The 24,071-nt window shown below is 59.6% G+C and carries 20 protein-coding genes; 10 read left to right on the top strand and 10 right to left on the bottom strand.

Going from position 1 to position 24,071, the window contains the following annotated elements:
- Nucleotides 1–18 precede the first annotated feature (18 nt).
- The 8 genes from KJS28_RS11235 to ftsE all read right to left on the bottom strand — a co-directional run bounded on the left by KJS28_RS11235 (nucleotide 19) and on the right by ftsE (nucleotide 8,436).
- Complete coding sequence (locus tag KJS28_RS11235; protein WP_213541033.1) at nucleotides 19–711, bottom strand: DUF5714 domain-containing protein; 693 nt, start codon at nucleotides 709–711, stop codon at nucleotides 19–21.
- A 52-nt stretch (nucleotides 712–763) separates the two neighbouring features.
- Nucleotides 764–1,516: a type II CAAX endopeptidase family protein gene (locus tag KJS28_RS11240; RefSeq protein WP_213541035.1), complete on the bottom strand. Its 753-nt coding sequence runs from the start codon at nucleotides 1,514–1,516 to the stop codon at nucleotides 764–766.
- 815 nt (nucleotides 1,517–2,331) lie between these two features.
- Complete coding sequence (gene lysS / locus KJS28_RS11245) at nucleotides 2,332–4,272, bottom strand: lysine--tRNA ligase (protein WP_213541037.1); 1,941 nt, start codon at nucleotides 4,270–4,272, stop codon at nucleotides 2,332–2,334.
- A gap of 13 nt (nucleotides 4,273–4,285) precedes the next feature.
- Nucleotides 4,286–4,762, bottom strand: a complete 477-nt coding sequence (gene greA, locus KJS28_RS11250) for a transcription elongation factor GreA (RefSeq protein ID WP_021858388.1) — start codon at nucleotides 4,760–4,762, stop codon at nucleotides 4,286–4,288.
- Nucleotides 4,763–4,848: 86 nt separating this feature from the next.
- On the bottom strand, nucleotides 4,849–5,559 hold the full coding sequence (locus KJS28_RS11255) for a hypothetical protein (RefSeq protein WP_213541039.1): 711 nt from the start codon (nucleotides 5,557–5,559) through the stop codon (nucleotides 4,849–4,851).
- A gap of 104 nt (nucleotides 5,560–5,663) precedes the next feature.
- A complete protein-coding gene (locus KJS28_RS11260; RefSeq protein WP_213541041.1) occupies nucleotides 5,664–6,857 on the bottom strand; it encodes a murein hydrolase activator EnvC family protein in 1,194 nt (397 codons plus the stop codon).
- 13 nt (nucleotides 6,858–6,870) lie between these two features.
- Complete coding sequence (ftsX, locus tag KJS28_RS11265) at nucleotides 6,871–7,755, bottom strand: permease-like cell division protein FtsX (RefSeq protein ID WP_213541042.1); 885 nt, start codon at nucleotides 7,753–7,755, stop codon at nucleotides 6,871–6,873.
- A gap of 3 nt (nucleotides 7,756–7,758) precedes the next feature.
- The gene (ftsE, locus tag KJS28_RS11270; protein WP_021858521.1) at nucleotides 7,759–8,436 is read right to left on the bottom strand and encodes a cell division ATP-binding protein FtsE; all 678 of its coding nucleotides are present in this window, start codon (nucleotides 8,434–8,436) and stop codon (nucleotides 7,759–7,761) included.
- 278 nt (nucleotides 8,437–8,714) lie between these two features.
- Between ftsE and KJS28_RS11275 the strand changes: the two genes are divergently transcribed.
- From KJS28_RS11275 to KJS28_RS11315, 9 genes are all read left to right on the top strand, one after another.
- Entirely contained in the window at nucleotides 8,715–10,127 is a 1,413-nt protein-coding gene (locus KJS28_RS11275) for a sigma-54 interaction domain-containing protein (protein WP_213541044.1), read from the top strand.
- A 369-nt stretch (nucleotides 10,128–10,496) separates the two neighbouring features.
- Nucleotides 10,497–11,810, top strand: a complete 1,314-nt coding sequence (locus KJS28_RS11280) for a GntP family permease (RefSeq protein ID WP_213541046.1) — start codon at nucleotides 10,497–10,499, stop codon at nucleotides 11,808–11,810.
- A 72-nt stretch (nucleotides 11,811–11,882) separates the two neighbouring features.
- Nucleotides 11,883–12,902, top strand: coding sequence for an enoyl-CoA hydratase/isomerase family protein (locus KJS28_RS11285; protein ID WP_213541047.1), 1,020 nt, complete (start codon nucleotides 11,883–11,885; stop codon nucleotides 12,900–12,902).
- An 81-nt stretch (nucleotides 12,903–12,983) separates the two neighbouring features.
- The gene (locus tag KJS28_RS11290) at nucleotides 12,984–13,838 is read left to right on the top strand and encodes a beta-keto acid cleavage family enzyme (protein WP_213541048.1); all 855 of its coding nucleotides are present in this window, start codon (nucleotides 12,984–12,986) and stop codon (nucleotides 13,836–13,838) included.
- Between the two features lie 11 nt (nucleotides 13,839–13,849).
- Nucleotides 13,850–14,812 (top strand): 3-hydroxyacyl-CoA dehydrogenase family protein, encoded by a 963-nt coding sequence (locus KJS28_RS11295; protein ID WP_213541049.1) that lies wholly within the window; start codon nucleotides 13,850–13,852, stop codon nucleotides 14,810–14,812.
- An 8-nt stretch (nucleotides 14,813–14,820) separates the two neighbouring features.
- Nucleotides 14,821–16,053 carry an L-lactate MFS transporter gene (locus KJS28_RS11300; protein ID WP_213541050.1) on the top strand — a complete coding sequence of 411 codons (1,233 nt, stop codon included), beginning with the start codon at nucleotides 14,821–14,823 and terminating at the stop codon, nucleotides 16,051–16,053.
- The gene (locus tag KJS28_RS11305; RefSeq protein ID WP_213541051.1) at nucleotides 16,043–16,693 is read left to right on the top strand and encodes a CoA transferase subunit A; all 651 of its coding nucleotides are present in this window, start codon (nucleotides 16,043–16,045) and stop codon (nucleotides 16,691–16,693) included. The genes KJS28_RS11300 and KJS28_RS11305 overlap by 11 nt, the downstream gene beginning before the upstream one ends.
- A gap of 12 nt (nucleotides 16,694–16,705) precedes the next feature.
- On the top strand, nucleotides 16,706–17,356 hold the full coding sequence (locus KJS28_RS11310) for a CoA-transferase (protein ID WP_213541052.1): 651 nt from the start codon (nucleotides 16,706–16,708) through the stop codon (nucleotides 17,354–17,356).
- Nucleotides 17,356–18,525 (top strand): thiolase family protein, encoded by a 1,170-nt coding sequence (locus KJS28_RS11315; protein ID WP_213541053.1) that lies wholly within the window; start codon nucleotides 17,356–17,358, stop codon nucleotides 18,523–18,525. The genes KJS28_RS11310 and KJS28_RS11315 overlap by 1 nt, the downstream gene beginning before the upstream one ends.
- Before the next feature lie 269 nt (nucleotides 18,526–18,794).
- Here KJS28_RS11315 and KJS28_RS11320 read toward each other — a convergent pair whose 3' ends face one another.
- Nucleotides 18,795–20,636: an ABC transporter ATP-binding protein gene (locus KJS28_RS11320; protein ID WP_213541054.1), complete on the bottom strand. Its 1,842-nt coding sequence runs from the start codon at nucleotides 20,634–20,636 to the stop codon at nucleotides 18,795–18,797.
- Nucleotides 20,623–22,482: an ABC transporter ATP-binding protein gene (locus KJS28_RS11325; RefSeq protein ID WP_213541055.1), complete on the bottom strand. Its 1,860-nt coding sequence runs from the start codon at nucleotides 22,480–22,482 to the stop codon at nucleotides 20,623–20,625. Before KJS28_RS11325 ends, KJS28_RS11320 begins: the two co-directional genes overlap by 14 nt.
- Nucleotides 22,483–22,852: 370 nt before the next feature.
- Here KJS28_RS11325 and KJS28_RS11330 point away from each other — a divergent pair, with 370 nt between their 5' ends.
- On the top strand, nucleotides 22,853–24,061 hold the full coding sequence (locus tag KJS28_RS11330) for a CobW family GTP-binding protein (RefSeq protein WP_213541056.1): 1,209 nt from the start codon (nucleotides 22,853–22,855) through the stop codon (nucleotides 24,059–24,061).
- Nucleotides 24,062–24,071 lie beyond the last annotated feature (10 nt).

The raw sequence follows: 24,071 nt of genomic DNA on the forward strand, positions 1-24,071 counted from the left end.
TAACTGTTTTGATATTTCTCAATGATTCACCTTGGAAAACGGACAGCGCTTGCCGATGCACTGGTTGTTTTGCGCGGAGTAATGGCATACGATCTCCGGCTTTTCCATCTCAACGCCGAAATGCTCCCTTACAAAGTCAATGGCAGCAAGGATGGAGAGGAAGGAATCCCGCTTGCAGCAGCGTGGACCTCCGATCTCGCCGATCGCTTGAAGCGATTTTGCCGTCATTTTGTGGGACAGTGCAAACGGCTCATTGGTCAGGGGCGTAGACTGCGAAATGATGGACACAAACATCCCTGTGCTGATTCCCGCACCGCAAGCACCCCAAAAGCCGCAAGCGCCGCCGGGAACGCTCCGTCCTCGATTCATCATCTCCGTCAATGCGCTGCGAAGATCAAGGTCTCCGCCTGCGTTGTGGTACGCCGTCAGCAGCGCCGCTCCGACCATCACGTGATGCTCCGGACCGTGCATATGACAGGTGGGCAGCGCCATCATCTGTTCAATGATGGCGATAGGATCTCTCGATGCGCTCGCCATGCACAACGAAATTATGCGATCAAGCCCTCGGGTATGGCATTCGCTGCATACATAGTGTCCGTTCACGCAGCGCGTCTTGCTGTTTTCTTTCTTATGGCAAATCTCACATTCCATCAGAATATCGGCTTCGAGATAGGTAAGTGGGGCTTTGCAGATCAAGCATTCTTCATTCATAATTTCCTCCGCACGATCCCGTTTTTTCTTTTCTACAAACTGGAATTTGTTATTATCTTATATATCTTTTATTTACATTTAAAATTAGTATTGATACTATTATTGTTACAATTAAAGTTATACAACAACTTAACAAACTATAATTAAATACAAATATTGCAGATAAGCCATTTATTAAACAGTGAGTTAATATACAAGGAAATACACCTTTCGATACCTTTCTTATTGTTGCCAAAGCATAGCATAAGGTTAAACACATTATTCCAAAAAGAAAATAGTTCATATTTGCATTTGCTGTTCCTATTATGAAAAATATTGGTAAATGCCATAACCACCAAATAATAGAAGTAAAGATTGTTGCTATATGAAATCCAAATTTCTTTTCCAATTCAGGTTGTAAAATCATTCTCCATCCAACTTCTTCATTTCCACCACCAAATAACATCATTGGTAAAATTACTATAAGCATAAATATAGGAGCACCAAATTCAAATCCATTTATTGCACACCCCAAAACATAATAAATCAATACAAATAAAATTACTAAAACATAAGTCCAAATATTATGTTTTATATCAAATATCTTTTTTAACCATTCTTTTAAATTCTTAACTTTGTTATTTCTCTTTAGTGATATATAAGAGGCAATAGTTGGAGAAAATCCCCCAATAATGTGCATAATCCTTAAAAATATATTATTTATTGTCAAGATAAATATTTGACTAATTAAAGCACAACCACCCCAAAATATTAGCATTATAACAAATGTTATTATTAAAAATTCTTTCACTAATTTTTTATTCATAAATACTCCTATCATCTCCACAAATTCCGATTTGTCACCCCCATTATATCACACGCTCGGCGTATTTTCCAACTTGCAAATCACAGCGGCAACGCAGATGTCCCGCATTGCCGCTGTGATTTGCCTTCTTATTAGATTTGGATCGGCTGATCCACCAAAACACAGGAAGCGAGTCCTGCGCTTTGGTGGTCGCATTTAACTCGATCTCATCCCCCAAATGCGTAAAAGGAAATCAACAGGCGTTCGGTTGCTGACCGAACTCATAGGAATCTTACCTCTGCCGGGTACTCCGCCAGCCCCATAGGGAAGTATCATTGTCCCTGAATCGTTTCATCGCCTTATCCGTAGCAAGCGGATATTTCAGAATGGTTCGGAATCGCTACCAACCTTGCTTTCCGTGATGACCCTTTCGGGCAGGAAGTTCGTGGCGCACCTTCATTCGGCTGGGGCTTTCACCCCCGATCAGGAATGTACCTGTTGAATGTGTATTCTGTTTTCAAGGTTCGTGAGGTTTTTGTCCCTCAATACTTAATTGGGAAAATTTCGAGCCAAAATAAAAAGATTTTTCAAAATATTCTTTTGAAAATTTTCTCGCCTCCTCACAAGAACAAAAAAGCCCCTATCACATCACAAAGATGTAATAGGGGCAGAAACAGAAAAAGCCCGCTGACCGAAATCAGCGGGCTTAAATCATATGAACTTAACTTATGCTATCGGAACTTGCCTGCAATCGCAAAATTTCAATCGCATTTTTGGCGTAAGTGAGGCGTAAATTGGCGTAAGTTGTGGCGTAAGCACCGACAATTTAAGGTCAATCAATAGAGCTTTGCGCCGGCGGGGATGTGGGGATCAACCATCAGCAAATGGAGCTTTTCCTCGCCGTTTTCGTGATGCACGGCGGAGATCAGCATACCGCAAGAGTCAATGCCCATCATCGCTCTCGGAGGCAGATTGGTGATTGCAATGCAGGTCTTACCGACCAGTTCTTCCGGCTCATAATATTCGTGAATACCACTCAAAATGACCCTATCTACGCCGGTTCCGTCGTCCAGAACGAACTTTAAGAGCTTTTTGGACTTCTTCACGGCTTCGCATTCCTTAACCTTCACGGCACGGAAATCGCTCTTGGAGAAGGTGTCAAAATCCACCTGATCCTGGAACAACGGCTCGATCTCCACATTGGAAAAATCGATTTTTTCCTCCACAACCGGAGCCGCCTGAGCAGCCTCCGCAGGAGCCGAAACTTCCTTGGAACCCTTCTTGTCAGCGTCCAACGGCTTCATTGTCGGGAACAGGATCACGTCCCGGATAGAGTCGGTGCCGCAGAGCATCATGGCGCAGCGGTCGATGCCGAAGCCCAGACCGCCGGTGGGGGGCATACCGTACTCCAGCGCCAGCACGAAGTCCTCGTCCATCATGTCGGCCTCCTCGTCGCCATTGGCCCGCTTCTCCGCCTGAGCCTTGAAGCGCTGGTGCTGGTCGATGGGGTCGTTGAGCTCGGAGAAGGCATTGCCCATCTCGCAGCCGCAGACGAACATCTCATACCGCTCCGTCAGATGGGGATCCTCCGGGCTGCGCTTGGCCAGCGGACTCACCTCCACCGGGTACATGGTGATGAAGGTGGGCTGAATGAGCGTCTCCTCCACCTTCTGGTCGAAGGTCTCGTACAGGGCGTTGCCCCACTTCCGGGCCACGCCCTCCATGTCCACGCCTACGCTCTTGGCCAGCTCCACGGCGGCGTCATCATCGCCCTCAATGGCCATGAAGTCGGCGCCGGTGACATTCTGCACGGCATCGGCCATGGTGATGCGCTTCCAGCTGGGGGTCAGATCCACGTCGTGGCCCAGCCACTGGATGTGGTAGGTGCCGAGGATCTCCTTGGCGGCTCCGGTGAGGATGCCCTCCAGGATATCCATCATGCCGTCCAGATTGGTGTAGGCCTGATACAGCTCACAGGTGGTGAACTCCGGGTTGTGCTTGGTGTCCATGCCCTCGTTGCGGAAGATGCGGCCCACCTCGTATACCCGCTCCAGACCGCCCACGATGAGCCGCTTCAGGTGCAGCTCCGTGGCGATCCGCATATACATATCGATATCCTGAGCATTGTGGTGGGTGATGAAGGGCCGGGCGTTGGCGCCGCCGGCAATGGGGCTGAGCACGGGGGTCTCCACCTCCATGAAGCCCATATTGTCCAGATACCGGCGCAGATACGCTACGAACTTGCTGCGGATCTCAAAGTTCCGCTGGGATTCGGGATTCATAATGAGATCCACATACCGCTGGCGGTAGCGCAGCTCCTTGTCCGTCAGACCGTGGAACTTCTCCGGCAGGGGCTGGAGGGACTTCGACAGCAGGGTGATCTCATGGGCCCGGATGCTCATCTCGCCCTTCTGGGTGCGGAACACGTCGCCCTTGACGCCTACGATATCACCGATGTCATATTTCCTGAAGCGGTCATAGGCCTCCTCGTCCATCTCATCCTTCCGGGCGTAGATCTGGATGCGGCCGGACTTATCCTTCAGATCGCAGAAGGACACCTTGCCCATGCCCCGCTTGCTCATAAGACGGCCCGCCAGAGAGACGGTCTGTCCCTCCAGCTGGTCGAACTGATCCTTGACCTCCTGTGCGTGATGGGTCACGTCATAGCGGGTGATCTCGAAGGGGTTCATACCCGCCTCCTGCAGGGCTGCCAGCTTATCCCGGCGGATCTGGAGAATTTCCCGCAGGTCCTGTTGATTCTGATTCTGCTGTGCCATAGATATGGTCTCCTTATCGTTCGATCTTGTCCACCCGGTAGCGGATAACGCCCTTGGGGGCCTCCACGGTGATCTCGCTGCCGGCCTTGCTGCCCATCAGGGCCTTGCCGAAGGGGGAATCCTCCGACACCTTCCGCTCCATGACGTTGGCCTCCTGAGAGCCCACGATGGTATACTCCGGCAGGGTCTTGCCGTTATCCAGGTTGGTCACGGTGACACGGCAGCCGATGGATACCTTGTCGGAATCCATGTCCGTCTCGTCCACGATGACGGCGTGGAGCAGGATGTTCTCCAGCTCGGCAATGCGGGAGTAGAGCTTGCCCTGCTCGTTTTTGGCCTCGTCATACTCGCTGTTTTCCGACAGGTCACCGAAGCCTCTGGCCTCCTTGATGAGCTCTGCGATCTCGTCGGCACGGGTGGTCTTGCTGTAATCCAGCTCCTTTTTCAGCTCGTCGTACCGCTCCTGACTCATTTTGAATTCTTTTACCATGGAATCCATTCCTTTCTGTTGACAAATACGGCATGGCCGCACGAGATTAGTATAAACACTATAACAAAAATAGTACAGACACTATATCACTCTGCATTATAAGTTCTTTCCCCGCCGGTGTCAAGTCCTACCCACACCGGGACAGCCGCACCCGGCGGAAGGCTTCCCTCCGCCAGCAGCGCCGCCAGCAGTGGTTCCTCCGCTGCCCACGGCTTCATTTTTTCCCGCCACGGCTCGGCCCATACATACCGTACCTCCTGATGGCTCTCCCCTATCAGCAGGGAGGGAAGCCCCTCCGCCGCTGCGCCGAAGCACACCGCCAGCTGCGCCGCCGGGGAGCCTTCCCCCAGCCCGTACCGGTGCCGCAGGGATCGCTGCAGCTCCTCCTGCCCCCGGCCCAGCTGCGGCGACAGATATCGCACCCGCCGGGCCAGCAGATCCGCCGCCTCCGTAACGGCTCCGTCGGGCCGGGAGGCCCGCAGCACCACACTGGCCTGTGACCGGCAGAGTCCCAGCTGCCTGCAGGCGCAGTCCACCAGCTGCCCCAGCATGGCCCGCCGCAGTGCCACCGGGGCCGGGAGCCGAAGGGGAAGCAGCAGCGCCGCCCACTCCGGCGGTGCCGCCGCATACCGCACCCCGGCGTCAGCCATGGCCTGTGCCGCCTGCCGCACCCGGCGCTGTACCCGCCGATTCAGCCGTCCGCCGCCCTCCAGCAGGCACACCTCCCCGTCTCCCAGCGGACAGCGCCGCAGGGTGAGCTTTTTCCGCTTCTCCTCCCATCGCACATATCCCACCATAACACAGCGCCCCCTTTCCACCAGTCTATGGCCCGGCGGCGGGAGAAAGACGGCATAAAAAATTCCCCACCTGCACCAAGCGGTGCAGGTGGGGAAAAGGCCGCTTACCACCAATAGGGGATGTACCCCGGCAGACGGTTCAGCGGATTGATGCGGCTGTAGTTCTCCCAGATCTCGTAGTGGACGTGGGGGCCGGTAGAGATGCCCGTGGAGCCGCACAGGCCGATGACCTCGCCCTGCTCCACATGCTCGCCCACCTCCACCAGACGCTCACTCATGTGGGCGTACAGGGTGAAGTTGCCGTTTCCGTGGTCGATCTCCACATAGTTGCCGTAGCCGCCCCAGCTGTACTTAGAACCCACTACGGTGCCGGATTTCACAGCGTAGATGTAGCTGCCGTAGGAGGCGCCGATGTCCACGCCCATGTGGTTGGTGCTGGCGCCGGGGGTGGGCTGGTCACGCCCGCCGTAGCCGGAGGTAATGAGCCGGCAGTCCGAGGGCCAGATGTACCCGTCGGAGGAGGGCGTCTCGTCGGAGCCGCTGCCACCGCCACCGCCGCCGCCTCCACTGTTATCGCCGCCGTTGTTCCGGTTTTCCTCCTCCCTCCGGGCCTGGATCTGAGCGTCCAGTTCATCGGCGGCTGCCTTCTCCTGAGCGGCCAGATCGTTCAGGCCGTCCGCCGTTTCGTTGTACTTGGCAATGAGCTGGGTGGCTGCCTCCAGCTGGCTGTCCAGCTCCGTCTGGCGGCTCTCCAGCTGGGAGCGCTGCTCCTCCAGCGCCTGCCGGTCGGCCTGCATCTGCTGGCGCAGCTGCCGCAGGTCGTTGATGACGCTCTGGTCGTGCTCGGCCACCTCGTTGATGAAGTCGATGCGGCCCAAAAGATCGCTGAAGCTGGTGGCCTTGAAGATCACCGACCAGAAGGAGGCGGTACCCCGCTCCTCCTCATCCCGCACCTGACGGCAGAACAGGTCGTACTGGGACTCCTCCTTCTGCTGGTTGTCCGCCAGCTCCGCCTCCAGCGCATCGATCTGCTGCTGGGCGTTGGAGATCTGGCTGCGGAGGACGTCCGCCTGCTGATCCAGCAGGTTTTTCTGCTCCAGCGCATCGGCCTTGTTGGCCTCGGCCTCCTCGATCTGCTGGTTGATCTCCTCCAGCTTCTTCTGGTGCTCCTCCGACTGCTCCTGCAGGTCTGCGATGGTCTCGGCATAGACGTTCACCGGGCGCAGAGCGCCGCTGGTGAACACGATGCTCACCGCCATGAGAATGGCCAGCAGGCCGCACCATTTTTTCTTACTCATGCTGCACTCCTCCTTATACTCTCAGGAACTTCCGGATGGCGGTCAGGCTGCCGCCCACGCCCACCAGAATCCCTACCAGACCGAACACACCGGCCACCGGCCCCCAAATTTTCCGGAAGGACACCACCCGCAGCAGCTGCAGGGTATCAGACCCGGCGATGCCCTTGGAAATGGCCTCGTATAGCAGCCACTGCAGCCCAAAGGCGATGACGGCGCCCATCAGACCGATGAGCAGACCCTCGTAGACGAAGGGCCATCGAATGAAGCCGTCGGTGGCGCCCACCATCTTCATGATGGCGATCTCATCCCGCCGGTCAAAGGTGGTGAGCTTGATGGTGTTGGAGATAATGAATACCGAGATCACCAGCAGCACCGCAATGAGGGCGATGCTGATGAGGCTTGCCACATTCCGCACCGTCAAAAACCCGTTGGAGATGGCCTCGTCCGCCCGGACCTTTACGATGCCGGGGGTGGCCTCCAGATTGGATACCACCTGCTGCATCTGTGCGGCGTCCGTCAGATGGATAACGTACCGATGGCGAAAAATGGAGGGGTCCAGGTTGCTGTACAGGTCGTCCTCGTCGTACTGCTCCACGTAGCTGTCCCGTGCCTCCTGCCGGGAGACGAAGGTGCAGTCCGCCGCACCGGGGATCTTCTCCAGCGTGGATTGCAGGGCCTTGGCCTCGTTGTCAGAGAGGTTCTCATCCACGAAGGCCAGCACAGCGTTTTCCTTCTGCAGATCCTTCAGGTTCTCGTTGGCGTTATAGGCCACCAGCGAAAAGGTCCCCATGATCACCAGACACGCCACCGTCACGCCGATGGCGGCGAAGGACATGAATCCGTGGGAGAACATATTGCGGATGCCCTCCCGGAAAAAATATCGAAAATCGTGCTTCATCTGTTATACCTCATACGTTCCCACGCCGTCGCCGTTGACCTGCCCGTGATCGATCATGATGACCCGCTTGTCGAAGTGGTTCACCAGATCCCGCTCGTGGGTCACCACCACCACGGTGGTGCCAAGGGCGTTGATGCGCTCCAGCAGGGTCATGATCTCCAGCGAGCGGTTGGGGTCCAGATTGCCGGTAGGCTCGTCGGCTACGATGGTGCTGGGGTTGTTCACCAGCGCCCGTGCAATGGCCACACGCTGCTGCTCACCGCCGGACAGCTCGTCGGGGTACCGGTCCTCCATACCCTTCAACCCCACCAGCTCCAGCACATAGGGGATGCGGGTGCGGATGTCACGGGGCGTGGCCCCCACCGCCCGCATGGCAAGGCTCAGGTTGTCGAACACCGTCTTTTTGGGGATCAGCCGGAAGTCCTGAAAGATCACGCCGATGGTGCGGCGCATATAGGGGATCTGCCGGTCGGAGATGCGGCTCATGGAGAAGCCGTTGACCATGACCCGCCCCGCCGTGGGGATGACCTCGCCGGTCAGGAGCTTGATGATGGTAGACTTACCGGAGCCGGAGGGTCCCACCAGAAACACAAATTCCCCGTCCTCAATGGTAAAGGAGATGCCCTGCAGGGCCTCCGTCCCGTTTTCGTATGTTTTTTCAACGTCCTTCAATCGAATCATATCATATCCCTCGTTGCCGGAGACCCGGCCCGCTGCATTTGAAACGACGAACCCTGTCGGGCTGCGCCGTATTATGTCACCATAAGGTATTATATAAAAAAAGTTACAAAATGGCAACAGGAATAATATGAAAATTTTATGAACAGATAGGGAGGCCCTCCGGCAAAATCCCGGTAGACAGCCGCCGGGATTTATATTACAATAGCCCCGTAAAAAGTAGCCCCATAAAAACCGGCGTCCACTCAGGACACCTTTCTGACAGAAACGGAGGGATCTCTGTGGCCAATCCACTGCTCATGGCCGAAATTTTCGACAACATCAATGAGGGGATCTACATCCTCAACCGCAAGGGAGATTACATCTACTGCAACAATGCCTTTTTGAAGATGGTGGGCGCCACACGGGAGGAGGCGCTGCGCCTCAACGCTTTCCAGCTGATTCCGGAGGGACAGGTGTCGGTGAGCGTGGCCGTCACAGCCTTTACCGAGAAGAAAAAGGTCTCCGTGGTGAACAACGTCCTCACCCCCAAGGGGTATCACTACCGCCAGCTGGCCACGGCCACCCCCATCTTCGGCAGCGGCGGCGAGGTGGAGTATATGTTGGTGGAGACCGTTCGGCTGGATCTGCTGGCCAAGCGGTATCAGCAGGCTATCCTCTATGAGGACGACAGCACCATCGAGGTGCCGGCCCTCTCCCCGGAACGCACACGGGCTAAGGAGACCATCATCGCAGACAGTCCCGCCATGCAGGCCATCCTCCAGACTGCCGCTCAGGTGGCCCAGACGGACTCCACCGTCCTCATATCCGGCGAGACCGGCACCGGCAAGGAGGTGCTGGCCAAGTACATCCACCGCAACAGCAGCCGAGCCGATGCCCCCATCATCGAGATCAACTGCGCCGCCCTGCCGGAGAACCTGCTGGAGGCGGAGCTGTTCGGCTATACCAAGGGCGCTTTCACCGGAGCCCTGAATACCGGCAAGCCCGGGCTTATTGAGGCGGCCCACGGCGGCACGCTGTTCCTCGACGAGATCAACTCCCTGCCGCTGGCGCTGCAGGGCAAGTTCCTCCGGGTGCTGGAGAGTCACAAGAGCAAGCGGTTGGGAGCTGTGGAGGAGCAGGAGATCGACTTCCGCCTGCTGGCCGCCACCAACCAGAACCTCAAGGAGGGCGTGCTGGCCGGGACCTTCCGGGCGGACCTTTACTACCGCCTCAACGTCATTCCGCTGGAGCTGCCCCCGCTGCGGGAGCGCCGGGAGGATATCGCCCCACTGGCCACCTTTTTTCTGGACTACTACTGCAAGCGCTACAGCCGCACCAAGGTCCTCTCCCGCCGAGTCATCGAACAGCTGAAGGCCTACGACTGGCCCGGCAACATCCGGGAGCTGAAAAACGTGGTGGAGCGGCTGCTGGTCACCAGCGCCGCCGGGACGCTGGAGATCTATCAGGATCTGGCCCCGCTGCTGGGGGAGGATGCCGTCCGCTCCACCTCACCGGAGATCTATCCCGCCGACTGGGAGGCATTCTATCAGTTTGACCCGGAGCATTTCTCCCTGAAGGCCTACATGGAGTTCTGCGAAAAGCACGTGCTGGCCGACGCCCTGAAGCGCTGCCCCAGCAGCTATAAAGCAGCGGCTCTGCTGAAAACAGATCAATCCACCATTGTCCGCAAGCGTAAAAAATACGGGCTTTGATCTGTCAAATGGCCCGTTTTTAGCGCAGAAGCGCAGTCAATGCAATGTTGCATCGGCTGCGTTTTTGCATTATCCGAATCACTGGGGGGATGATGCGTTTTCGCATCATCTGTTTTTTGGAAGCCGGATGGTGGAGAAGTCAACAAAAAAATTTTCCCCGTAATGCCGACATTTTCCGACATCACCAAATAAATTGGCACGCCCTTTGCTAAAAAGCTATGCCGTGAGCCGGTGCTGTTCCGGGCAGCGCCGGGTGGGTTCTACGGAGGGCGGCCCTGCAACCCGCCTCCCCGGCCCCGTCGTTTTCCCCATGTGTTTGAGAAGTAACCTACATTCCTGCTTCTTAAAAAGAAAGGAGATCAGAGATCTGTGTCCACTACCACCCTTATTTCCCTGATCGTCGTCGTGGTTGCCTTTGCCTTGTTCTTCTATCTGAGCTTCAAGGGCGTCAACCTGTTTCTGACGGTCTTTGCCTGCACCCTGTTGGTGTCTTTCTGCACGCCGGATGGCATCACCTCGATTTTTACAGCCTTCCTCCCCTCCGTAGGCACCATGTTCCAGCAGTTCCTGCTGCTGTATACCATCGGCGGCGCCTTCGGCTTCTGCCTGATGGAGAGCGGCCTCGGCTCCGCCATGGCGACGCACCTGATTAAAGTGTTCGGCGAGAAATGGATCGCCGTGGCCCTGTTTGTCATCACCTGCCTGATGATGGCGGCCGGTGTGGCCTCCTATCAGTACGCCATTCTGGCCATTGCCCTGCCGGTGCTGAAAAAGCTGAATATGTCCCGTAAGGTGGCGCTGGCCGCCATGTCCGCCGGTGCAGGCTCCGTGGCCTACGGCACACTGGTGGGCATGCCCAACGCCCTGAACATCGCACCCACCACCTATCTGGGCACCACCACCATGGCCGGTGTGGGCATCAGCCTGGTCTGCACCGCCTTCTCTGTGGTGTTCATCGTGGTCTACCTCATCATGCTCACCAACCGCCTGAAGAAGAAGGGCGAGGGCTTCGTCTCCTATACCGATGACCCCCAGAACGACGAGGACGAGTCCAAGCTGCCTCCGGCATGGAAGGGCTATCTCTGCGTGGCCGCCATCATCGGCCTGAGCCTGCTGTTCCAGAAGCTGGGCATCACCGCCCTGCAGGCCACCACCTATGCACAGGTGCTGTCCATCGTGCTGGTGTTCGTGCTGGTAGGCCCCAAGTACCTGCCCCATGTGTTCCAGACCTGCGTCCGTGGTATTCAGGGCTCCCTGATCCCCGTGGTGTTCATTTCCATCGTGGTGGGCTACGGCACCGTGGTACAGGCTACCCCTGTGTTCACCCTGCTGGTGGAGAAGGTGCTGTCCATGAATATGCACCCCTACCTGCTGACCTTCGTGGCGGTGAACCTGCTGTCCGGCCTGTGCGCCAACGGCACCGGCGGCGTCACCCTGTTCATGAAGAACTTTGGTGATTCCATCCTTGCCAACCCCTCCATCAATCTGGGCGCTCTGCACCGCATTGCCGCCATTTCCGGCGCAGGCTTCGACTCCCTGCCCCACAACGGCGCCATCGCCTTCCAGCTGTCTGTGTTCAAGCTGTCCTATAAGGAGGGCTATTTCCAGCAGTTCATGATGTCCGTGGTGGTGAACCTGCTGGCCGGTATCATCGCAGTGGTCATGGCAATGCTGCTCTATTGAGTGCCGCCTGCCTGATATAGTCCCATCTATCCGAAACCAACGAACAAAATAATTTTTTGGAGGTAAATGATTATGAGTAAGCCCCTGGCAGATTATGTGAAGCTCCCCCAGCTGGAAGAGTACAAGGAGTGGTTCAAGGATTTCGCCGACCTGTACCGTGAGGACGGCATCCTACAGGTCACCTGGAAGACGCTGGACGGCCCCATGCAGCACAGCGGTATGTCCCACCGGGCCATCGGCCAGCTGGTGCGTGTCCTGTCTCTGGACTTCAAGAACGAGATCATCATCTTCACCCACATCGGCGACAGTTGGATGACCGAGTCCGATCCCAACGGCTGGGAGACCTACTCCGAGCTGCCCACCCAGCGCTTCCAGCACCAGTATTTCGATGACACCAACCTCATCAAGAACATGATCTTCGATCTGGACGTACCCACCATCGGTGCCATTCCCGGCCCCGGCTTCCACTGGGATTCCGCCATGCTCAGCGATGTGACCATCTGCTCCGACGACACATGGATGGAGGTTCCCCACGCCCACGGCGGCCTGGTCCCCGGCGACGGCATGGGTCTCATGGCGCAGCATTACTTCGGCACCAAGCGTGGTAATTACTACATGATGACCGCCCGCCAGTGGACGGCCCAGCAGATGCTGGATTGGGGCATGGTCAGCGAGGTCGTGCCCAAGGACAAGGTCATGGAGCGTGCATGGGAGATCGCCCGCCTGTGGAAGACCATGCCCTATGAGAACCGCACCATCATGTCCAACCTTGCCAAGCGTCCTCTGAAGAAGCTGCTGGTGGACGACCTGAAGCTGCACACCGTCTCCGAGCAGTACGGCTCCCTGCTGCGGATCGCCGCCGGTGAGATGGGCGACACCCATGCCGGCCAGCAGGACGAGAAGTACATCAGCCAGACCAACGACTGGCGCTACTGCCACGACTGGATGCAGCAGCCTCCCACCCGTGAGAGCTGGGCGGGCTTCCGCACCAAGCCCTTCGAGTGGTTCAAGGAGGTGGAGGCCGGTAAGGAGGTCAACCCCTTCGACCCCAACAAGAAGGTCTCCCCCTATCGCCCGGAGAAGAAGGACTGATTTTCCTTTCTCTGTACCGCAGACCGGAGGCAGTACGCTGCCTCCGGCCCCGGTCAAACCTATTTCGAGGAGTTGTTTCCTATGGCAAAAACCATCATTACCGCTGCCCTCACCGGTGCTGTCACCCCTGCGGGCTATCATATTCCCGAAACGCCGGAGCAGATCGTGCAGGCCGCCTATGAGTGCTGGCAGCTGGGCGCTGCCGTGGTGCATATCCACACCCGTGCCGCCGACGGTAAGGGTGCTATGAACACGCAGGCCTTCCGTGAGATCGTGGAGGGCATCCGTGCCCACAAGGACTGCGACGTTATCATCAACTGCACCTCCTCCGGGGCCTCCCCGGAGCATCCCGCCACCGACGAGGAGCGCTTTCTGCACCACATGACCGTTCCCGGCATTGAAATGGGTTCCTACGATGCAGGCAGCTTCAACTGGATGCCCGGCGGCGTGTTCGTCAACAGCCCCCAGTTTTTGCAGAAGCTGGGCGATGCCTATCTGGAAAAGGGCATCAAGCCGGAGATCGAGATCTTTGATGCCGGTATGCTGGGCATCGCCGATTACTTCGTCAAGAAGGGCCACCTGTCCACCCCCTGTCACTACCAGTTCTGTCTGGGGGTGCTGGGCGGTATGCCCGCTACGGTGGAGAACCTGATCTATCTGAAGGACCGCATCCCCGCCGGCTCCACGTGGTCCGCCTTCGGCATCGGCGCCGCCCACCTGCCTATCCTGTACGCCGCTCTGGCGCTGGGCGGACACATCCGTGTGGGGATGGAGGATAACGTCATCTTCGGCAAGGACGAAAACGGCAAGAAGATCATGGCCACCAACCAGATGCTGGTGCAGCGGGCCGTGGAGGCCGTCAAGCTCTTCGGCAATCAGCCTGCCACCCCCGCCGAGGCCCGTGAAATTCTGGGCATCCCGCCGCTGGTTCGCTGAAGGAGGACGGTATGAACGTTTCTGATATCAAAAATGTCGCCTGTGTCGGCGGCGGCGTCATCGGCTCCAGCTGGGCCATCCAGTATGCCCTGAAGGGCCTGCACGTCACCCTCTACGACATCAACGACCAGCAGCTGGCCAAGAGCCACGACCAGATGCTCCGCAGTCTGGACACACTGGTGGCCCACAACGCCATCACCGCCGCCCGCAAGGACGAGATCATCGCCTGCGTGCGCCCCACCACCTCCATGGAGGAGGCGGTGCAGGACGCCCAGTTCATTCAGGAGAGCGGCCCGGAGCGCATCGAGATCAAGCGCTCCATTCTGGCGCAGGTGGAGCAGTATGCCGCCCCGGACGCCCTGTACGCCAGCAGCACCTCCGGCCTGCTGATCTCCGATATCGTGGCCGAGGCGCTTCACCCGGAGCGCTGCATCGGAGCTCACCCCTACAATCCCCCGCACCTGATTCCTCTGGTGGAGCTCACCCGCTGCGACAAGACGGACGATGACTGCGTCCAATTGGCCTATGATTTCTATCAGTCCATTGGCAAGGAGGCCGTTCTGCTGCGTAAGGAGTGCCCCGGCTTCATTGCCAACCGTCTGCAGCTGGCCCTGTATCGTGAGGTGCAGGATCTGGTGATGCGGGGCGTATGCTCCGTGGAGGATGTGGACAAGGCACTGGTGTACGGTCCCGGCATCCGTTGGGCCATCTTTGGCCACAACATGATCATGCAGATGGGCAACCCCGGCGGCCTCACCGGCATGGTGGAGATGCTGGGCAATTCCGGCGACCGCTGGCTGGAGGATATGGCCAGCTGGACCCACCAGCCGGACAACTGGGCGCAGGTGGCCCAGCCCGGCGTGAATCAGGAGATGGCCAACTTCCCCGACTACATCGGCCACACCAATGCCGAGTGTATCGCCTACCGGGATCAGATGCTCATCGACATCCTGAAGCTCCATAAGAAGCTGTGAGGCTCCCTATGAACGACATCAACGGATTCCTCAAGCGCCGCTGGCCGGCCATGATCGCCAGTCTCCTGATCTGCATCTGCGCCGGCTTCGGCTACGCATGGAGCGTGCTTCAGACCCCCATCATCGCCGCCCACGGCTGGCCGGATCAGCAGGTCTCCCTGACGTATACGGTGACGGTGCTGTGCTCCACCATGGCGCCGCTGTTCTTCGGCGGCCTGATCCGCCGTCTGGGGACCCGGCGCTGCGTGGTGGTGGGCGCCGTTCTGTTCGGGGCGGGCCTGATGGCCACCGGCTGGATCAGTGGCGGCGTGTGGCAGCTCTACCTGTTCTACGGCATTCTCTCCGGTCTGGGGACCGGCTTCGTCTACCCGGCCATGATGGCCTATGTGGTGCGCCTGTTCCCGGAAAAGTCCGGTATGGCCTCCGGCCTCGGCACAGCGGCCTACGGCTCCGGAGCCATTCTCTGGGCGCCGGTGGCAGCGGCCCTGATCCGCAGCGTGAATCTGCGGGGGACGTTCTGCATTCTGGGTGGTGCCTTTCTGGTGCTGATCCTGCTGGGCAGCACCCTGCTGGCAGAGCCCCCGCAGGATCTGCGGGAGGCCCTGTGCCCCCCCTCCGGCGACGCTCCCATTCAGGCGGAGGGACTGCGCCGGGGCCAGATGGTCAAAACGGCGGCCTTCTATGGGATGGTGGTCATCTTCACCTGCGGTCTGGTGGCCGGCGTCATCGTCATCAGCCAGGCTTCCCCCATTCTCCAGAACGCCTACGGCTTCACCAGCGCTACGGCGGCGGTGTTTGTCAGCGTATTTGCCGCCTGCAACATGGCGGGCCGCTTCCTGTGGGGCAGCCTGTCTGACCGACTGGGCCTGCGCCGTGTGGTGACGGCCGTGTCGGCGGTGTGCATCCTCGCCATGCTGCTGCTGACCCTCTGCCACGCCACCGTTCCCGCCGTGATCGCCATGGGTGTGGCGGCCAGCTGCTACGGCGGCTTTGCCTCCGTCCTGACGCCGCTGACGGCGCAGGTGTTCGGCAGCAAATATATCACCGAGAACTACGGCGTCATGTACATCGTGTTCGGCTTGGCCAGCCTCATCGGCCCGGTGCTGGCGGTGCGTCTGCGCACCCCGGACGGGGCCTATACGTGGGCCTTTGCCGCTGCGGCCGTGCTGGCTGCCGTGGGGCTCATTCTCAACTGTATCGTCCCGCTTACCGCCGGAAAGGAGGCCCCACATGGAAAGTAAAGTCACTACACGGGAGAAGATCATCTCCTGCTTCAAGGATGGCCAGACCATCGCCATCGGCGGCCAGACCGGCCACTGGATGCCGGAGCGGCTCATCGACTGCATTCTGGAGAGCGGCGCCCGGCATCTGACCGTCTATTCCATCGATACCAGCGACCCCGGTGTGGGCATTGGCCGCCTGATCCGGGCGAAGGTCATCGACCGCATCATCACCACCCATGTGGGTACCAACCCGGATACCAACGCACAGATCCAGGCTGGTACCCTTCAGGCGGAGTTCAGCCCCATCGGCAGCTGGATCGAGCGCATCCGCTGCGGCGGTATGGGACTGGGAGGCGTTCTCACCAAAACGGGACTTGGTACCGTGGTGGAGGAGGGCAAGCAGCTCATCACCGCCAACGGACAGCAGTACCTGCTGGAGACCGCCCTCCGGGCGGATATCGCCATCACACGGGCCCGCCGTGCCGACCCCATCGGCAATCTGGCCTACCGGGGCAGCACCGGCCGGGCCTCCCACCCTATCGTGGCCACCTGCGGGGACCTGTCCATTGTGGAGTGCGACCACTTCTGCGATCTGGGAGAGATCACACCCGACGAGGTGGAGGTTCCCGGTATGTTCGTGGATATGATCCTGGTGTAAGGAGGCACGACTATGGATAACAGACATTTTATCGCCCGTCGTGCGGCCCGGTATTTCCACAGCGGTGACGTGGTCAATCTGGGCATCGGCATCCCCAGCCTCTGCGGCAACTACGCCGAGAGCGGTGTCCTGTTCCAGACGGAGAACGGCTTCATCGGCGTAGGGGCCACGGCGCAGGGCATCGAGATCAGCGACCGGCTCTTTAACGCCGGCGGCATTCCCTATCTCCCGGCGCTGGGGGGCTGCGCCTTTGACGTGGCCAAGTCCTTCGGCATCATCCGCTCCGGCCGCATGGCTGCCACGGTGCTGGGAGCGCTTCAGGTCTCCCAGCACGGAGATCTGGCCAACTGGGCCACCCCCGACCGTGCCTTCGGCATGGGCGGGGCCATGGATCTGGTCAACGGGGCCAAGCAAGTCATCGTGGCCATGGAGCTGTGCGCCAAGGACGGCTCCCCCAAGCTCGTCAAGGAATGTACCCTGCCCTATACCGGGCGGCGGTGCGTGGATCATATCGTCACCGAGCGGTGCGTCATCGATGTGACGCCGGAGGGTCTGGTGCTCTCCGAGCTGCGCCGGGGCCACTCCGTGGAGGAGATCTGCTCCGCCGTGGAGCCGCCGCTCATTGTCTCTCCGGAGCTGAAAGAAATGGAGGAAGATTGCTAATGGGACAGTTTGACCATGTGGTGGTAGTGGGCTACGGCCGCTCCGCCGTTGCAAAATCAGGAAAAAAGGGCGCCCTGCGGAATATGCATCCGGTGACCATGGGCGGCCTCACCCTTAAGGGCGTGCTGGAGCGTGTCCCCCAGCTGCCCGCCGATCAGATCGACGACCTCATCGTTGGCTGCGCCATCCCGGAGCGCAAGCAGGGCTTCAACATGGCCCGGCTGGTGGCCGCCCGTGCGGGCCTGCCGGATAGCGTCTGCGGCATGACCATCAACCGCTTCTGCTCCTCCGGTCTACAGGCCATTGCATTGGCGGCGGGCCAGATCGCCTGCGGCGTGGCGGATGTAATGGTGGCCGGCGGCGTGGAGTCCATGACCGCCTGCCCGGTGAATCTGGATATCAGCGATACCTTCGATCCCGACCTGCTGCGCCAGCGGGAGGAGGAGTATATGCCCATGGGCCTGACGGCGGAGAATGTAGCCGCCCGCTACGGCATCACCCGTCAGGAGATGGACGAGCTGGCTCTCCAAAGCCACCGCCGTGCGGCGGCGGCACAGGACGCCGGTAAGTTCGACGATGAGATCATCCCCCTGCCCGGCGTGGATGCCGACGGGGATCCCATCGTCTTTGACAAGGATCAGGGGATCCGCCGCAGCACCACGCTGGAGGCGCTGGCAGGGCTGAAGCCCTGCTTCAAGGAGGGCGGCCTTGTGACCGCCGCCACCTCCTCCCAGACCAGCGATGCTGCCGCCTTTGTGGTGCTGATGCGGGACAGCAAGGCCAAGGAGTTGGGTATCCGGCCCGTTGCAGAGCTGCTGAGCTTCGCCGTGGCCGGCTGCGAGCCGGATTACATGGGCCTCGGCCCCATCTACGCCGCCCCCAAGGCGCTGGAAAAGGCGGGCCTCACCGTGGCCGATATGGACGTGGTGGAGCTGAACGAAGCCTTTGCGGCGCAGGCTATCCCCTGCATGAGAACGCTGGGGCTGGACCCCGCCAAGACCAATCCCAACGGCGGCGCTATGGCACTGGGTCATCCCCAGGGCGCTACCGGTGCCTTCCTGACCATCAAGGCCCTGAATGAGCTGCGCCGCACCGGCGGAAAATATGCCATGGTCACCATGTGCATCGGCGGCGGCATGGGCGCTGCCGGCATTTACAAGCTTATCTGACTCCGGCAAAACCTCCTCAAACTTCAGCCGAAAGTCATGCATTCCTGATAGATATCTCCGGTCTGCTTTGTGTTTCCTTTCCCGTCAAAGCCCCTCTCTGCCGGAAGGATATCAAAAGCAGCGGGCTGCCGGATATACCGGCGGCCCGCTGCTTTTTACCCTATATCCCGTGGCCGGGACATGACGGCGTACCCTCGCCGCCACGCAGAAAGCCCCAGCTCCGGCGCAGTGCTGCGCCGGAGCTGGGGCTGTTTGCTCTGATATGTGCTTTATTGGGCGCTGCCCTCGCCCAAGATGCGGGCGGCGCTCTCCTGAGTGAACTGCTTGCTGTACAGGTCGTGGTAGTACCCCTTGCGCCGCAGCAGCTCCTCATGCTTGCCTTGCTCCACGATGTGGCCGTCTTTCACCACCAGGATCACGTCCGCCTTGCGGATGGTGGAGAGACGATGGGCCACCAGAAAGGAGGTGCGGTTCGTCAGCAGATGGTCGATGGCGTTCTGGATCAGCTGCTCCGTCTGGGTGTCGATGGAGGAGGTGGCCTCATCCAGCACGAAGATGCGGGGGTCGGCCAGCACGGCACGGGCAAAGGAGATCAGCTGCTTCTCGCCGGTGGAGAGACGGTCGCCGCCCTCACCCACATCGCTGTCCCAGCCATTTTCCAGCTTGTCCACCACCGTATCCGCCGACACGGCCCGTGCGGCGGCCTCCACCTCCTCGTCGGTGGCGTCCAGCTTGCCGTAGCGGATGTTCTCCCGGACGCTGCCGGAGAACAGGTGGGGATTCTGCAGCACATAGCCGATGTTGGAGTGGAGCCACAGCTGGCTGCGCTGGCGGTAGTCCACGCCGTCAATGAGGATCTGTCCCTCCGTAGGCTCAAAGAACCGGCAGGCCAGATTGATGAGGGTGCTCTTGCCGGCCCCCGTCTCGCCTACGATGGCCACCGTGGTCCCCTGGGGGATGTGGAGGGAGAAATGCTCCAGCACGTTCTCGCCGCCGTCGGGATAGCGGAAGGTCACATCCCGGAATTCGATCTCGCCCCGCAGCGGCTCCCAGTTCTCCCGCTTGGGGTGGAAGGCATCGCCGTATTTCTCGATGACCTCCGGGGTGTCCTGAATTTGCGGCTGTTCGTCCATCAGGTCGGTTACCCGCTCGATGGAGGCTTGCAGAGAGATGAACTCCGCCAGATTGGCGGCGGTCATCTGGATGGGGTCAAAGATACTGACAGCATAGGTGGTAAAGGCCGACAGAGTGGCCAGCTCCAGCGCCTGATCCAGCACCATATAGCCGCCCCGCAGCAGCACGATAGACACCGCCATGGTGCCGAAGAACAGCACCAGCGGGATAAACACCGCATTAAGCCGGGCTGCCCGGATGCCGGAGTCGTGCATCTGTCGGGTGAGACTGCGGAAGGCGTCGGCGGTCTGCTCCTCCGTCACCAGCGTCTTGGTGGTGCGTGCGCCGGTGATGCCCTCGTTGAAGGCTCCGGTGATGCGGGAGTTCAGCTTACGCACCTTCCGGTTCCAGTGGAGGATGCGGTTCTGAAAATACCCAGTCAGAATGGCCATCACCGGCACAATGGCGATGACCGCCAGCGCCAGCTTCCAGTTCAGCGCCAGCATGGCGGCAAAGGTACCCAGCACATAGAACATTGCCCACAGGATATCCGTAAAGTTCCACGCCAGCATACTGGAGATGCGGTTGGTGTCGCTCATGACACGGGTCAGCAGATAGCCCACCGGTGTCACGTTATAAAAGGAGAAGGACAGGGTCTGCAAATGGTGAAACAATGCCCCACGCATATCCTTGCCCAGATTCATCTCGATGTGCATGGAGTTTCGGGCAAAGATCACCACCGACAGGGCCTGCACCAGAATGACCGCCAGATACGCCAGTGCATAGGGCAGCAGCCCTGTCAGGGTGTTCTTTTCGATGAAGTTCTGGATGGCGTACTTCTGGAACAGGGGCAGCACCACGTCCACCAGAGCGCAGATGCCGTTGAACACCAGCATGGACACGAAGGCCCCCCGATAGGGCCGCAGGAACGGCCCCAGCCGCTTCCAGATCCTCCAGTCGAAGGATTGGGTATATTCCTTTTCGTCAATGGCCGCCATGCTCGCTCCCCCCTTCCTCCAGCAGCGCCCGGTCGGCACTCTGCATCTGAATGTGATAGATATCCCGGTAGATGCCGGGCTTTTCCACCAGTTGGGCGTGAGTCCCCAGCTCCGCCACCCGGCCGCCGTCCAGCACCAGAATGCGGTCGGCCTGCATCAAGGTGGTGACCCGGTGGGAGATCAGCAGCACCGTGGCCTTGCCGGTAGACCGGCGCAGGGCGGTGCGGATCTTCTCGTCCGTCTCGGCGTCCACGGCGGACAGGGAGTCGTCGAAGATCATCACCGGGGCCTGCTGCATCAGCATCCGGGCGATGGCCACCCGCTGCTTCTGTCCGCCGGAGAGAGTCACGCCCCGCTCCCCCACGATGGTGTCATACCCCTCCGGGAAGGAGGTCACCGCCTCGTCCACGCAGGCGATGGCCGCCGCACGGCGCATGGCATCCTCCGGCGCATCGGGGCGCACAGCCCGGATGTTCTCCCCGATGGTCTGGGAGAACAGGAAGGGCTCCTGCAAAACAAGGCCAATGTGCCGCCGCAGGTCGCTGCGCCGGATGTGCCGCAGGTCCACACCGCCGATGGTGATGCGGCCGGAACCCTCCGGCACGTCGTACAGCCGGTCCAGCAGATGCACCAGCGTGCTCTTGCCGGAGCCGGTGCCGCCCAGCACGGCGAAGGTCTCCCCCTCCCGGATGGTGAAAGACACATCCTTCAGCACAGGCTGCCCCTCGTAGCCGAAGGTCACATGGTCAAATACGATGTCCCCGCCGGGGAAGGGAACGTCGTCGGGCTGCTCCTGCTCCTCCGGGGAGCGGAGGATGTAGCCCACACGGTCCATGGACACCCCGGCCTTGCTCATGTCCGACAGCACCCGGCCCAGAGAACGCACGGGCCACGCCAGGGACTCGTTGTAGCTGACGAAGGCCACGAAGGCGCCCAGAGTCATGGCTCCCGCCACGCTCTCATGGATGCCCGCCAGAATGATGACCATCACCTGCAGGCACGTCAGCAGCGTCCCCGACGCCCAGTATACCGACAGGAGCTTTCCCAGATGGATCCACAGTCCGGCATATCGCTCGCTCTTGGCCTGAAACTTGTCCTCCTCATACTTCTCCCGGCCAAAGGCCCGCACCACCCGCACGGCGGTGAGGTTCTCCTGAGCGCAGGCGGTCACCTCGCCCTCGGCCTCGTCGGCAGTCTTGAACCGGGAGGAAATCTTCCGGTAGAATACCCCCGACGACAGGCCCACAATGGGGATAAAGGCCAGAGCGATCAGGGACAGTTTCACGTTCATGCGGAACATGATCCACAGATACAGGATGATGAGGAACACCGTCCGCACCACCTCCACCAGCTGGTTGCACACGAAGGTGCGGATCACGTCCACATCGGAGGTGCAGCGCTGGATGATGTCGCCGGTGGGGTGCTGCTTGTGCCACGCAAAGGGCAGATACTGGATGCGCCGGTACAGGTCATCCCGCAGCCCCTTGACGTAGGCCTCGGACCCACGGGACAGCTGCGCCCGCTGCCCGAAGCTGCACAGGCCCCGCAGCAGCGCCGTCACCATGACGGCCCCCGCCGCCCACCACAGCGCCGTGACAGGCTCCTGCCGCAGCGTCTCCAGCGGCAGCACCCGCAGCACCAGCGCCGGCAGCTTGGCCTCCTCGGATCCCAGAATGGAGTCCACCGTGATACGGATGATCTGGGGCGTCAGGGCGTTGAGCGCCATGGACAGGCACGCACACAGCAGCGCCGCCGCAAAATGCCCCCAGCAGGGGCGCAGATAGTGCCAGATGAGCCCGGCCTTCTCCCGCCCCGACAGCTTGAATGTCGATCGATTCTCTTCCATAAGCCTCCTTCTCTCTCCCGGCGGCCCGCAGACCGCCTGTCCAAACGCCGCCGGCATCCGGCAGCGTACAAAAAATGCGCCCCCGGACGGGGACGCACACAGAGTACGGTCACATCGGCCCCTTTATCGGGCCGATCCGGCGGCGCACACGATGATCCCCTTACTGGTCAGCTTGATCTTCGTCATGGTGTACGCCTCCTTTCGTTTATAGTGAGTACAGTATAACGCCGTATGAGTATCCTGTCAAGAAAAGTTTTCCGCCCCGGCGGCGGAGAGTCGTCTCCCCCTCTTGCATTTTTGGAAAAATAGGGTATGATATAAGAGAAAAATTGTCCTCTGCCATGGTGGAGGAGAAAAGAAGGGTTGTTTTATGACAAAAATCGACATTGTATCGGGTTTTCTGGGCGCCGGTAAGACCACGCTCATCAAGAAGATGCTCAGCGAGGCCTATCAGGGCGAGAAGCTGGTACTCATTGAAAACGAGTTCGGGGAGATCAGCATCGACGGCGGTTTCCTGAAGGATTCCGGCGTGCAGATCAGCGAGATGTCCTCCGGCTGCATCTGCTGCTCTCTGGTGGGTGACTTCAACAAGGCTCTGCGCCAGGTCCATGAGCAGTTCGCCCCGGACCGCATCCTCATCGAGCCCTCCGGCGTAGGTAAGCTCTCCGACGTTATCGTGGCGGTGGAGAACACCGTTCGGGACGAGCCGGATATGAAGCTGAACTCCTTCGTCACCGTGGCCGACGCCACCAAGGTGAAGGTGTATATGAAGAACTTCGGTGAGTTCTACAACAATCAGATCGAGTCTGCCGGCACCATCATCCTCTCCCGGACCCAGAAGCTGTCTCAGGAAAAGCTGGAGGCCGCCGTGGCTCTGCTGCGGGAGAAGAATCCCACCGCCGCCATCCTCACGACCCCGTGGGACCAGCTGGACGGCAAGACTCTGCTGTCCGCTGTGGAAAAGGTCTCTCTGGCCGATGAGCTGCTGGCCAGGATGCAGGCCGAGCACGAGGCGGAGGAGGCGGAGCACCACCATCACCACCACGACCATGATGAGCATGATGACCATGACGAGCATCACCATCATCATGACCACGACGAGGACGAGGGCCACTGCTGCTGCGGCCATCACCACGACGATGATGACGATGACGACGAACATGAGCATCACCATCACGAGGGCTGCTGCCACCATGACCACGAGGAACATGACCACCATCATGACCACGACGAGCATGAGCATCACCATCACCATGACGGCGAGTGCGACGACCCGGAGTGCTCCTGCCACCACCATCACCACCACGCCGACGAGGTGTTCACCAGCTGGGGCGCCGAGACGGTCCACTCCTACACGGAGGAGGACATCCGCCGCATCCTGACGGCGCTGGATACCGGCGACTACGGCGCCATCCTCCGGGCCAAGGGCATCGTTCCCAGCGGCGGCAAGTGGCTGCACTTCGACTATGTCCCTGAGGAGCAGGACGTCCGCTACGGCAGCGCCGACTACACCGGCCGCCTGTGCGTCATCGGCGCCCAGCTGAAGGAGGACAAGCTCAAAGAGCTGTTCAGCCTGTAACACCTGTAAG

Origin of the sequence: Vescimonas coprocola (genome assembly GCF_018408575.1) — a bacterium.
Lineage (GTDB): Bacteria > Bacillota > Clostridia > Oscillospirales > Oscillospiraceae > Vescimonas > Vescimonas coprocola.

Coding starts and splice junctions, on each gene's coding strand:
- KJS28_RS11235 (WP_213541033.1), bottom strand. CDS start 711: ATGAATGAAGAATGCTTGATCTGCAAAGCCCCACTTACCTATCTCGAA.
- KJS28_RS11240 (WP_213541035.1), bottom strand. CDS start 1,516: ATGAATAAAAAATTAGTGAAAGAATTTTTAATAATAACATTTGTTATA.
- lysS (WP_213541037.1), bottom strand. CDS start 4,272: ATGGCACAGCAGAATCAGAATCAACAGGACCTGCGGGAAATTCTCCAG.
- greA (WP_021858388.1), bottom strand. CDS start 4,762: ATGGTAAAAGAATTCAAAATGAGTCAGGAGCGGTACGACGAGCTGAAA.
- KJS28_RS11255 (WP_213541039.1), bottom strand. CDS start 5,559: ATGGTGGGATATGTGCGATGGGAGGAGAAGCGGAAAAAGCTCACCCTG.
- KJS28_RS11260 (WP_213541041.1), bottom strand. CDS start 6,857: ATGAGTAAGAAAAAATGGTGCGGCCTGCTGGCCATTCTCATGGCGGTG.
- ftsX (WP_213541042.1), bottom strand. CDS start 7,755: ATGAAGCACGATTTTCGATATTTTTTCCGGGAGGGCATCCGCAATATG.
- ftsE (WP_021858521.1), bottom strand. CDS start 8,436: ATGATTCGATTGAAGGACGTTGAAAAAACATACGAAAACGGGACGGAG.
- KJS28_RS11285 (WP_213541047.1), top strand. CDS start 11,883: ATGAGTAAGCCCCTGGCAGATTATGTGAAGCTCCCCCAGCTGGAAGAG.
- KJS28_RS11290 (WP_213541048.1), top strand. CDS start 12,984: ATGGCAAAAACCATCATTACCGCTGCCCTCACCGGTGCTGTCACCCCT.
- KJS28_RS11295 (WP_213541049.1), top strand. CDS start 13,850: ATGAACGTTTCTGATATCAAAAATGTCGCCTGTGTCGGCGGCGGCGTC.
- KJS28_RS11300 (WP_213541050.1), top strand. CDS start 14,821: ATGAACGACATCAACGGATTCCTCAAGCGCCGCTGGCCGGCCATGATC.
- KJS28_RS11305 (WP_213541051.1), top strand. CDS start 16,043: ATGGAAAGTAAAGTCACTACACGGGAGAAGATCATCTCCTGCTTCAAG.
- KJS28_RS11310 (WP_213541052.1), top strand. CDS start 16,706: ATGGATAACAGACATTTTATCGCCCGTCGTGCGGCCCGGTATTTCCAC.
- KJS28_RS11315 (WP_213541053.1), top strand. CDS start 17,356: ATGGGACAGTTTGACCATGTGGTGGTAGTGGGCTACGGCCGCTCCGCC.
- KJS28_RS11320 (WP_213541054.1), bottom strand. CDS start 20,636: ATGGCGGCCATTGACGAAAAGGAATATACCCAATCCTTCGACTGGAGG.
- KJS28_RS11325 (WP_213541055.1), bottom strand. CDS start 22,482: ATGGAAGAGAATCGATCGACATTCAAGCTGTCGGGGCGGGAGAAGGCC.
- KJS28_RS11330 (WP_213541056.1), top strand. CDS start 22,853: ATGACAAAAATCGACATTGTATCGGGTTTTCTGGGCGCCGGTAAGACC.